Origin of the sequence: Domibacillus antri (assembly GCF_001936625.1) — a bacterium.
GTDB lineage: Bacteria > Bacillota > Bacilli > Bacillales > Domibacillaceae > Domibacillus > Domibacillus antri.
Genome location: NZ_MSDU01000003.1, coordinates 58817 through 71190, shown reverse-complemented (window position 1 = coordinate 71190; position 12374 = coordinate 58817). Strand labels below are relative to the sequence as shown.

The window sequence follows — 12374 nt, the reverse complement described above, 5'->3', positions numbered from 1 at the left end:
TATAATAGAAATTGGAAGTCATTCTGATTTATACAGGTAAATTTGATTTTGATTTTCTGTAATTTTTTTAAAAAGGGGGATTTTTTGTGACAGTGCAATCACATTTAGATAATTTAGCAAGCCGATTGAATTTAAAAGAAGTTGAAAAAGAAAAAATAAGCACCTCTATTGAAACTTTGTCGAGTCGATTGAATTATTATTTTGGAAGTCAACTGACAGACCACTTTAAATTTGGTTCATATACCAGAGGAACAATACTTCCAAGAAAAGCTGACGAATATTCAGATGTTGATTACATGTTGATTTTTGAAAACCCTTATGGATATAAACCACAGACATTAATGAATTATATCAGGAAGTTTGTGAATCATTATTATAGAGCTTCTGAAATCTCCCAATCTCACCCAACTATAGTACTTGAGTTAAATCATATTCGATTCGAGTTAGTACCTGCTAAGAAAGATTTGTGGGGAACGATTTATATACCTTCAAGAAAATCGTTTTACGAAGAGTGGATTTCTACCGAACCAAATGCATTTAATCAAAAATTGACAACAGCTAACACTCAGCATAATTCAAAGATAAAACCATTAGTACGATTAATGAAATATTGGAATAGAATCAACGGAGGGCATCTATCGTCATATGAATTAGAAAATTGGATTGCTGGAAATAGCTATTGGGGTAATACCACTTTAAAAGATTATGTTTATAACACTTTTGAAAAATTAACTCCTGCTTATTCAGACCCTCAATCATATAAAAGTAAATTGGAGCGTGCCAAGAAGATTATAGAATCAACCAAGGAGTATGAAAGAAGTGGAATGCCATATTCTGCTGAATCCGAAATACAAAAACTGTTCCCTGACTTTTAAGGAGATTAATATATGACTAATGCGCGAGTTGATACAGTAGAGAATTATTTTAACAAGGTGTCGACTATAAGCAAGGTAAGTAATACACTTTTTTGGTGTTCAGTAATATTATCATTTACAATATTTTTTTCTGGAGAGTATTTAAACTTCAATAACCTTCTAAATGTGTTGTTTATTCTTATAACAGTTTTATATTTTATTTTTAGCAATTGGTTAAGTTTATTCTTGTTAAGGGAGGCACAGAACCGAAGACGTGTTCATCTATTATCTAATTCCCTTGGCTCAAAACTTGATGATGAAGAAACAAACCTATATTACAATAATCCACAATCACCTTCATTATATCGGTTAGGTATGAATGTATTTGAGAATAGCTTGTTTACATTCAGAGTTACTGAAAAAATGGTTATAGGAGAGAGGATAAGGATAATCGTATATTTGATTGTATGGATGGCTTTAATGTTGTTTAGAGAGACAGACTTGAATTTAGTATCAATAGTGGCCCAAACAATATTCACTACTGGAATATTGATATCATGGATTAAATTAGAAATTCTCAGGCACACATCTGAAAAAATTTTTAATGAATTCAGGCAATTATTTTTAACTAATGGAAGCGAAAAAAACGATAAAATAATCCCGATTATATTAAATTTAGTTTTTCGTTATGAAACTACTGTGGCAAGTATGGGAGTTCATTTCTCAAGCAAAATATTTCACTCTATAAACCCTAACGTTTCAACAGAATGGGAAACAGTGAAAAGAAACATAGGGTTATAATTTATTTCTTTAATTTTCTTTAGTCAGAAAGGAGAGGTATTTTGTTAGAGATTCCGCTTTTAGAAGAAATTAAGAATTTAATAGCTCTCAAAAGAGAAGGAGACTATTGGGATTTTAAAGAAAATCATTATGAGAATAATGCGAATTTATTACACGATATTATCTGTATGGCAAATAATAGAGCAGACAGAGACGGGTATATAATTTTGGGCGTAAGTGATAACTTTGTTATTAAAGGTACTGAAGGGGATACTAATCGGAAAAATCAGCAAAACTTAATCGATTTTCTAAAAGATAAACAGTTTGCTGGAGGAGTTCGACCAACAATAGAAATGCACTCTTTACAAGTCGATAAGTGTTCAATTGACGTGATTATCATTAAAAATACCACAGATACTCCTTATTACCTGAATAGTGAATTCAAGTGTAAAGGTAGAGTTCTTAAGGCTTATCATATTTATACTCGTATTGGAGACACTAATACTAATATTGATAAAAGTGCGGATATCAATCATGTAGAATATTTATGGAAGAAACGTTTTCTTCTAAATAAACCTCCTTTGGAGCAAATTAAAAATAAATTGCGGAATAAAGAGGAGTGGAGACAGAAAGCGGATGTTTACTATAATATCTATAGTCCCGAATTTACAGTTTGCTTATTGTCTAATTATGAGGAGAAAAAGCCTGTCTTCTACTCATATTTAATGACTAACCAACAGACATACTATGGAATTTTAGAGCTAAGATATTTCGGTACAAACTTATATAGTCAAGAATTCGCAGTTTTGGATAGCGGGAGATATACAACGGTAGTTCCAAACAGTGGTTTTATTGGAGAGAGGCATTCAACTAACGGAATGTTTTATTATAGATACTTTATTAAGGACAGTTTGGAATATATTCTTCATGAATTCCTTTCAACAAATGACGATGAAGCACTATGGGCGAGAAGTAGTTTATATGACGGGATTATTATTTATAAAAATATTGTTGAAAAAGAATTGTTTGAGGAGTTTCTTGATTCAAATAGAATGCTCCTTGAAGAACTAATTGATAAAAAAGAAGATTCAATCTCTTGGGATGAATCTGATAACTTACTGGAGAAGAAAGACGTACAAATAAAGTTGAAAACAGCTAAAGTCTTTAACCAACTGTTAAGGGAATATCGAAATGGAGACATATGAACGTTTTAAGTTGGCAGTATTAAACCGTTGACTTCCTTGTATCTTATAGCTTTTCTTTGTACACACTTAATAATCTTTGTCCTTAAATAAAAAAGTCTGTCCAAGACCGAAGCAAAATCAGGTGAAATGCCTGGTAGACCTTCGGTCTTTTTTGTACATGAACCCAAGAAAGCAGAAGGAAAAGGCTTGAGAAAAAGCATGGGGAAGAGCTCGACAAACCTACGGTTTGAAAGTGAGAAAGAAAGCGTGAAAAGGCAGGCGGGACAAGGGAGAGAGGTGGAGAAAGAGCGTGAGAGCAAGCGGAGCAAAGGATGAGGAGGAGCTGAATAGGAGAGTAAAAGGGACAAAGATTATTATGTATGAACAAAATAGAGGGATAAGGAAGGTACAAGGAAACGACTTAGAATCATAAGATGTTCTTTTTCGCTTATTTAACAGTGGTAGATGTACCTGCAAAATTAAGTTCTTCCTTAGATGACTAATAAGTTGTTTTATTGGTCAAGTGAAACATTTCCTGACACGGGCGGAAATTGAAATCACCGAAGTTAGTGATTCTACCAATGGCTGGAGGGAAGGACTTAATTTGACGGGTACAACGTTGAGAATAAAGAGAATATAGTTGGAAGAAAGCGTAAGAAAAAGATCGAATTACTAACAGGATATACACCCATAAATAAAAGGAACAAGGAGGGAGAAAATTTGAACAGGGGTTTTAAGACCTCTGCTCAGTTTAGAAAGAGATATTATCCTTCTCAAATTTCAGAAAGTCATTAATCGAATCCTCAAATTTAAAGATTTCAAGTATGGAGTAGTTCTTTTCAGATATATTTATTCCGTATTCTGGTTTACTTTTTTGGCCTGGTTTATCATAATTTCTATCAACAAATATCTCATTAGGTACTTCCCATGCTTGTGCTGGTATAAGAAAAACATCTGGTATTTTCCCGCCATTAAAAACTAATAGAGCCAAATATAGATTTTTATTAGTAATGTCGAACTTGCTTTTTTTCATAAACACATAATTCGTCCCTCTAAGGGACTTTACTTGAATCTCACAGAAACGGTCATTCTTATCTTTTACAATAAAATCTATTCCATGGTCATCCACTTCCGATGTATAAACATCACATCCATAAGATGCAAACTCCATTTTTGTGAAGTATTCCGCATATCTTCCTAACTGTAATGAACTAAGTTTTGACCAGTCAGTATTAGGCATAGTTATTCCTCCATAGTTATTTTTGACTATACAGCTTTCTTAATACCAAATAATAACATAGAATAATAACAAGTGAGTTTGTAATTTCAATATATTTGATACAAAGAAAGGTAGATGCGTTTGGAAAAACAATATTTCAATCTTATGCAGTTCTTAGAGGGGTATGTACGGAATTATCGAAGAATGAATTTATCTCAATTACATAATCGCTCCATGTTCACCAAAAGAGAAATAGATTATTTTGCTAATCTTGGCGAGATGCTTGGCTTCAGTGCATTTGTAGAAGATTCTAAATTTGATAAGATAAAAGGACGTTCCAGACCGATGGATTTATCTTGGTGGAAGTGGGATGCTCGAATTGATGATGAACATTTTTTATTTCTTGCTTTGCATTTAGAACGAGAAAATGCCTGGAACAAAGATGAAGATACAATTGAAAAGCTATTTTCACAAACAGATAAAGAGTATATTCCTCATAATGTAATAGGGATACAGTATATAGAATCAGCAGAAAGGATTCATTATCTAAACGAATTAGTTCTGCAAAAGAATATAGTTCAAAAGTCAAATTGCTTAATGATTTATCGCTATTATGATGCCGAGTTTGATTTAGAGCGAGTTTGTGCGTATAGCTTTAATCCAAAAGGATTGAAAGAAGTTAGAAGTGCTATCTGTAAACAAGATGATTCTGGGTACTGGTATATGTGTTTTAATGAAGAGTATATTCCTTTTCAAAATAATGAAATAGTTACTAATGGTGTAAAAGGGTGATGGGTTTGGTTATACAAGCACAATTAGGCGAGTTTATGGACCAGGTTTCAAGTGGCAATATAGAAATTTACAATGAGTACAGTATCCAGTTTGAATTGGCAATTTTTCTAAGAGCTAATCTACCAATAGAATATAAGATTCAATTAGAACGGAACATCAGTTATTTTGGTTTGGATAAAGAGAACTTTCTTAAAAAGGAAATGGATATTGTTGTCTTTAACCCTGATAAGAAGGAAAGGCACTGTATTGAAATTAAGAATCCAACAAATGGTCAGTTTCCAGAGCAGATGTTTTCAATATGTAAAGATATCAAGTTTCTCGAAGAATTGGTTGATGCAGGTTTTTCAGATTCATATTGTTTAGTTGTTGCGAATAACCCGTTATTTTACAACAACAATGGTGACGAAGGGATTTACCGTCTTTTTAGAAAAGAAAAGTTGCTAAAGGGAACAATTCAAAAGCCGACTGGTAAAAAGGATATTACTTATCAGCTTAATAATAAGTATAAAATTGAGTGGAAAGATTTAAGTGGAACAGAAAAGTATTTTATTACAACAGTTATAGGGAAGTAGATAATAACGATTACATATTAGGGGGAAACATCAACGAACCAAGAAAAAATAGAAAAAATACTTAAAGGCAGTAGCAAGAGCAGTTAGAACAGTATATTGTACTTTTGTTGATTAGTGAAATTAAATATTGTAATAAGTAAAAAGTATTTATTAAGCGAACTAAAGAAATCGAATCCTTGAGAGGAGACTTTTCATACAATGAAATTTGTTTTCTTAAACGATACAGGAAGGATTGTGTATCCTCATCCAGCTTGTTTCACCCATGGCTGTTTGGGAAGTGAGAGTCCGATTCAGCATTTAGAAGAACGAACATTCATATTACCAGAGGGAAGTTATCCGTCTGTGAAACTGTGGGATTATGGAGAAGAAAAAGGATTGCAAATTCTAATCTCTCCATGTATTGAAGAGGATTGATTTGCATCCTGTCTATCTAATAATTGATTTTCAAGTAGAAAAGAAATATGATGAAGTCAAATAATAGATTTTTTAAGAGGTTGGGATTCCTATGGAAAATTTCCGAAACCACAACTCAATAAAAAAATTTCTAACCAACGCTTAGTCACCCGACTGAGCGTTTTTTATATGGTTTGTTTTCAAACACTATTGAAAGAAGGTGAAACGAGTGAAGGGTAAAATTCAAAATTTATTAGTTGAAATCATTGGTGATTCTCTGATGATTGTCACTGCTTTAGCCGGTTCTTATTTTATTAAATATGTTTTAATCGGTTGAATTATTAGATGGTAGTGGAATAGTTCAAGTATTTACTACAAAGATATTTAAGCTAATCCTCGCTGCTAATTGAGACAATATTGATATATTCCAAACTGTAACTACCGACTTATGTTGGACAGAAAAAAATTGTAGTAGCAGGAGGCGAGAACTATGAAGAACGACAAAACACAGGTTAACGATAATTTGGACAGGATGTTTGACCAGGTAGATATGGTCGGTGTAGGTGACGACATTAAAGAATGGCTATTGGATGACATGAAAATTCATGAAGATGAAGATGTCTTTAATGGAGTTACCAGAGAAGAAGAATTTAAGGCAGTAAAAGAGACTATATCTGATGTAATGATGGAAAGATAACTTGCGACTAAAACATGTTGTTATTAAATCCTGTAAACCTGTTTTGAGGAGGCTTGTCTAAATGTTGCGTACTTATTAGCTAAAGGGATGTGCAAACAGATGAAATGCAGAATGCGAGAAAAGGGTGATGAAGATTGAGAAAAATAAAGGCTCGAGCAAAGTGTCAAAATCCAAATAGACGAGCAATGGAGGTTCCCATAGAGCTTATGGTGAACCAAACTTTAAAAGATGCTAATCAGAAGGTTCTTCGCCTCTTATCAAAAAGAGGCTTCTAACTATAAGTGGGAAGGAAGAGGGTAACTTATGAGTCGTAAAAGAAGAATTGTGAGGAAATCACGTTTTTCTGTGCCGATTCCAACTATTAGCACAAGAAGTGTAAAAAGAAAAAGGGATACGAAAGCACTGTTGGATTATCTGAACAGAAGACGCAAAGTGGTCATTATATTAAAATCTTTATCATTGGCTAAGGGGTGGTTAACTCATGAAAATCACTGCTGTATTTGCATGTAGGACATTCAAGTTAATCATGGAAGTGAATCATGTGGAATACTGGCTTTTGGATATGAAGGAATTTTTGCGGAATGACGAGGGGAAGTTTAGCGAATTACGAGACGATGTGAATACGATCCTGTCATTGAGAATTTCTGAGATAAGTGGGACGCTCGTATGGTCAAACGGAGTGAATTTCGATACAGCAGTTCTGGTGGAGAACAGCATGAATGTCGACTTTCTATTAGGTCGGGACAAGTAAAACAGACAATATTGGAGGGAATGTGATGGAAACTTTGAACACGCAATTCAACAGCGTTCTTGATGAATTGGAACAGGTTGTTATGGATTCTTGAATGATGACCAGCTCTCGTACTATGTGAAGCTATTGCGTATGGTTTTGGAAACAGACTCCGATATAAACCAAAGAGAGTGCATCGACACAATGAATCTGCTGATAAACAATGCGATGTTGACGAACTGACAAAGGAGTCTATGGTATGACCAAATACTACAAAATGCTGAAAAATGTTCATGTCGTGGTCAATTCTTCTGATGATTCGAAAGAGATGACGTTGAATTTTTGGAGTGGGGAGTCATACAGGAACTTTGAAGAGGTCAGTTTAAACATGGAGTGTTTATTGAAAATAGGAATATGTCGAGAAGATATCAACTTATAGTATGCAGATGATGTCGAATAATGTTGAATAGATTATTTAGTTGAAAAGTAATCGTTTCTTAGAGGTGGAATATGGTAAAATTAGCTTGTATATGGGTATATTTTCTTGACTACCAGACTATGTGACCTTCTATTTATAACACAGATTCTGTGACAATTATCTTACTGTATGAAACAGGGAGCATGTTTGATAATCGGTAATGTATTCAAATTCACTACAGGAAACGAGGAAATGCATCAATGAAAAAGGTTCTTTCAGGTCTCATAGCTCTTGCATTCGTTGTGGTTCTGAGTTCGGAGACACTTGCACAAACCAAATTCAAAGACGTGCCTACATCTCATTGGGCATACAATGAAGTTCAATTCCTAACAGGTAAAGAAATCATCTACGGGTATCAGGATGGCGATTTCAAGCCTGGAAAATCTATTACTCGACTGCAAGCTGTTCAAATGATGTTACGTGAAAAAGGAATTAAAGATTTCTCTAATGTTCCAAACCCTGGATTTGCCGATGTAAAACCTGGCAGAAGCGGGTACAATGAAGTGGCAAAAGCGGTTGAACTTGGCATTATTAGTGGAAAAGTAAATGCAAAAGGCGAAAAAGTCTTTGACCCGAATGGCGTGTTAACTCGCGCTCAAATGGCAAAAATTCTCTCTCTCGCCTATGATTTAACAGGAACATCAAATGAACAATTTTCGGACATTCCGAAAACGCATTGGGCGTATCCATATGTGCAGGGATTGGCTAAAAATCAAGTCACAATGGGGTATTCGAATGGAACGTTTGGTGGTGTTGATTATCTGTCACGAGTGCAGTTTGCTGTCATGATGGCAAGAACCTTGGATGAATCTTATCGCACCACCCCTACCCCACCTGTATCAACTGAACCAACGGGTAAAGTATATCCTGATGGTTGGACAGCTCCGGTGTTGGAGTCAACTTGGAGTCCTGACCATGCAACTAACTTGGCTACTCTACAAGATGAACTTGGTTTTGCTGATGGTGGTAGAATGTATTCTATTAAAGGTAAAACAGGTGCTATTCAAGTAGTTGGTCAGGGTACTGATGCTCCTTTTGAAGCAGGAATAAAATTCTATATGTGGCGTGATACTGGTCTTGCTGAAGGCTACCGAATCCCAATTGTTTCCAAAGAGCTGTTCAAGCTGTACTTCGGAGCGGACGCACAGCGTGTGTGGAACTATTTCGAGAACAATGACATTCCAGAGCGGTTTACTGCAAACGGAAGAACCGTCAAGGCTTCATATAGTCCAGCAGATGCAAGCGTCTACCTTGAAGTTGGTAAAAAGAAATAAGTTTTAAAGACCTTCGCTTTTAGCGAAGGTCTTTTTATATTTTCTTTTTCAATGAATATAATACATAAACTTATTGAGCAATATAGAACATGAAATCTATTTGTTTAAAGTGAAAAATAAAGTAACATTTGACTATAATCTTTCGAAAAGGAGGTAACGAAGTGAAAAAAAGAACTAAATATGGGATATATACTGCACTTGCGGGCGTTGGATCATTAGGATTGATTTCACATGTTACTACTATTGAGTCTAATGCAATTGGATTTGGTGGTGGGAGCAGTAACAATGGTGCTTTAATACATGAGACATCTTATTCGGAAGATGGAGAAACCGTCATGTCCATAAAGTTTAATCCAGGCTTTAATAATGGTGCTGGGAGTCCACAATCCAGATTCTATCAGTCAAGAGGAATAGTTGATTTGTATAGAGAAGTATACTTCCCTGAAAACAGAAAACTACCTGGTGGATTTGTCTGGTATTCAGTTGTGCCAAGGGATTACATGGATAGACCATTAAAGGAACATGATTTAAGTTTAATGCTCGAAAATAGGCAGACGGCTATAAATGGTGGGAATTATATTGTAAATGAAGCCAGCCGCCAAGCCTACCGAGAAAACCTTAAATATGGAGCGATTGACCCGTGGACTGGAAGATATCAAGGAAAAAATACTGGCACACAAACCATTAAATATGGAGCGTTTAAAAATAAGAAGTATGAATGGCGTTTTCTTGGCTATACTCAATATGGTTCTGCTGTAGGAAACCCTTATTTTCCAGATGATGAAGTGTCTAATTCAAGGAAAAATTTAAAAACAAAAAGTAAAATTGACTATTACTGGGCACATAGAAACTGGATTGAATATTCATGGACTAAAAGTTATAGCATTAACGCTTTTGGTGGTGATGACAGACTTAACGACATGGATAGAAAGGTTGAGTATATTAAAAAATACTTTTTACCTCAATATCCAGGGTTTGCAAAAGTAGGAAATGCAAACTATTGGGCGAAACGTCTCCGTCTCATGTCTAATCCTGAAACCGAGACAGGTATATGGCTTGGTTGGCATGGCTCAAAGCCTTGGTATAAAACCTTTATTACAGAACCAGCAAAGCAACCAAACTTGCGTTTAGTCGATTATAAAATTTATGATAGTGAGAATAAGTTAGTCGCAAGACAAACAAGAAACACAACTGACTATTATAAAGTGGATGCAAACGTGAAGATTAACAGCCCTTCGGTTCGTAAAGGAGAAACGTATCGTATTGAAGTAGACGTTAAGAATATGCCTCATGTTAAGAAAGACATTAAGGACATGCCAATCCAATTAGAGCATATGTACTCTTATGATGACACAATTGGATTAGCCACTGGATATTCAACTCCTAAATATAAGGATACAGCAGATGCACCAAACCAGAACAATTTAAAATCTGGTGGTACAGCTCATTTCTCTTACACGTTTACTGTTCCAACAACGGCTAAACCAAAAGATAAAGTTCAGTTTAACGCTCGTATTCCTGGTCAATTCTTTACAGAAGGCTACAATACGAACCAATATGATGATGAATCCTCTATCATCTTGGAGATTGCTCCTGAAAACTTAGGTGTAAAGTTTGACGGTTACTATGATATGGAGAAAAATCTTGTTGATTATGTAACGCCAAACTACGATATGTTTGTTAAATACCGAGTAACCAAAACAGACGGCACAATGCCTGTTGACGGTGCGGATTTGAAAATCAAATTAACTGACACAAAAACGGTTACTACGAATCAAACTTACAGCTATGAAGGTGTGTACGATAAATATGGCAAACCTATTCCAGATGGCAAACTGAAAAAACCAGGCGATTATGCAGTCTTTTGGGCTGGAATCACACCAAGAGTTCCTAAAATGTGTACACAAGCCAGTATCCCTTCTAAATGGGCGAACAGCGGTCTGAACGGAAATCCTGCTGATGACGTGGCAAAACCACCTTGCTTAGTGAACCCTGACAATATTGTGGTCAGCAACTTTGTTGCGAAACCCGGAACCGTTTGGTTAGGAAAAACACAAAGCAAAAAATCAGTTCAATATACAGTGAACTTCAACTTGACTAACTTCAATTATGACAAGAAAAATAAGGACATCCCTCTTGTTTACACAATTGACGGAAAAATTGTGAAAACTGAAACTGTCCCTGTTCAATCCTTGAAGACAATGAAAATTTCTCGCATCCTCCCTCCCCTATCACTTGGAGAAGGAGAACACATTGTACAAGTGGAGGCGAACCCTGCCCCACGTAAATATATTGAGGTAAAACGTGATGCTTACGGTAAGGAAGTAAATCCGTATACAGATAACATTGGTTTTGACCGAGTTCATTTGAAACGAAATGCAGACAGCTTTTACTGTCCAGCAGTTCACACTTCAAACTACTGGAATACGACCTTTACATTATCCTACTGGACAGGCTACATTTGGAGTCATTCAGTATATGATTCAGAAGGAAACTATTCTGGCTCTCATACACATTATGACAAGAACTGGCGTTATGAATACCCTACTGTGAGCTTCTATGAACGTCACAAAGTCGAAAAAATCTTGTTCCGTAGCAAGTATACAACGGATAAACAAGGTGGATGGGTAGATTTACTATCTACGAAGGGTACGATTAAAGCAGGATACGGATTCGAGCTTAAAGTAGTGACAAGCTACAAGACGAATACGTACAACGACACACCAAAGCCATACGACAATGGATTCTGGTCAGGTAGACACGTCTCTCCTGGTTACTCATGGGTAGATTCTTCCGCTCGATTAAAGATTACAATGCCTATGGTCGATGATATGGGTAAACCGATTGCTCTTGAGCTTGACGGTTCTAAAACAGGTTCGTGGTACAACAATACAACAACGTATGATTTAGAGCCACGAACAGTCATTAATAACCCTGAACGAAAAGTGTATATCAACGAGAATACAAAAGATGGTAACTACAATGTGCGTATTGAAACAGAACCGTTCTATGGTTCACCCGACAAGCCTTACACACCACGAGAGCTTTGTGACATTAAAAACGTCACAATCGAAGTTAAAGGCTCTTACTTGGATGACTTGAAAACACACATTGTGCAATAATAAAAAGAGAAGGATGGGACACCCCTCCCCTTCTCTTTTTTATGTTCTAATGTATCTATCAATTCATAATAAGTATGAGTTAGTTAGATTAGTTATGAAAAAGTATGAATAAAATAAGAACTAATTAGAATTGAACTATGACCTATTATGTAGAGCTAAAGACAACATAGTCTATCAATAGGATATGTTATATATCAAAATCCCACCTTTCATGTAGAACGAGAGTTATGATAGACAATGTATAGGATATATAATAGGTCTACATGCGAAATTTCATAT

General features: G+C 35.4%; 9 protein-coding genes. 8 read left to right on the top strand and 1 reads right to left on the bottom strand.

Annotation, left to right across the window (positions count from 1 at the left end; all coding sequences use genetic code 11):
- Nucleotides 1-86 precede the first annotated feature (86 nt).
- The 3 genes from BTO30_RS00580 to BTO30_RS00570 are packed head-to-tail and all read left to right on the top strand — an operon-like array spanning nucleotide 87 to nucleotide 2839.
- Entirely contained in the window at nucleotides 87-875 is a 789-nt protein-coding gene (locus BTO30_RS00580) for an SMODS domain-containing nucleotidyltransferase (protein ID WP_075396774.1), read from the top strand.
- 12 nt (nucleotides 876-887) lie between these two features.
- Nucleotides 888-1655: a hypothetical protein gene (locus BTO30_RS00575; protein WP_075396773.1), complete on the top strand. Its 768-nt coding sequence runs from the start codon at nucleotides 888-890 to the stop codon at nucleotides 1653-1655.
- 41 nt (nucleotides 1656-1696) lie between these two features.
- Nucleotides 1697-2839, top strand: coding sequence for an AlbA family DNA-binding domain-containing protein (locus BTO30_RS00570; protein WP_075396772.1), 1143 nt, complete (start codon nucleotides 1697-1699; stop codon nucleotides 2837-2839).
- 730 nt (nucleotides 2840-3569) lie between these two features.
- Here BTO30_RS00570 and BTO30_RS00560 read toward each other — a convergent pair.
- On the bottom strand, nucleotides 3570-4058 hold the full coding sequence (locus tag BTO30_RS00560) for a DUF4365 domain-containing protein (protein WP_211272804.1): 489 nt from the start codon (nucleotides 4056-4058) through the stop codon (nucleotides 3570-3572).
- Between the two features lie 120 nt (nucleotides 4059-4178).
- On the opposite strand from BTO30_RS00560, the gene BTO30_RS00555 reads away from it, so the two are divergent.
- The 5 genes from BTO30_RS00555 to BTO30_RS00520 all read left to right on the top strand — a co-directional run bounded on the left by BTO30_RS00555 (nucleotide 4179) and on the right by BTO30_RS00520 (nucleotide 12095).
- On the top strand, nucleotides 4179-4829 hold the full coding sequence (locus BTO30_RS00555) for a hypothetical protein (protein ID WP_075396770.1): 651 nt from the start codon (nucleotides 4179-4181) through the stop codon (nucleotides 4827-4829).
- The gene (locus BTO30_RS00550) at nucleotides 4829-5401 is read left to right on the top strand and encodes a hypothetical protein (protein ID WP_075396769.1); all 573 of its coding nucleotides are present in this window, start codon (nucleotides 4829-4831) and stop codon (nucleotides 5399-5401) included. Before BTO30_RS00555 ends, BTO30_RS00550 begins: the two co-directional genes overlap by 1 nt.
- 883 nt (nucleotides 5402-6284) lie before the next feature.
- Entirely contained in the window at nucleotides 6285-6491 is a 207-nt protein-coding gene (locus tag BTO30_RS00540; RefSeq protein WP_075396767.1) for a hypothetical protein, read from the top strand.
- Nucleotides 6492-7899: 1408 nt separating this feature from the next.
- On the top strand, nucleotides 7900-8973 hold the full coding sequence (locus BTO30_RS00525) for an S-layer homology domain-containing protein (RefSeq protein WP_075396764.1): 1074 nt from the start codon (nucleotides 7900-7902) through the stop codon (nucleotides 8971-8973).
- A gap of 161 nt (nucleotides 8974-9134) precedes the next feature.
- Complete coding sequence (locus BTO30_RS00520; RefSeq protein ID WP_075396763.1) at nucleotides 9135-12095, top strand: hypothetical protein; 2961 nt, start codon at nucleotides 9135-9137, stop codon at nucleotides 12093-12095.
- Nucleotides 12096-12374 lie beyond the last annotated feature (279 nt).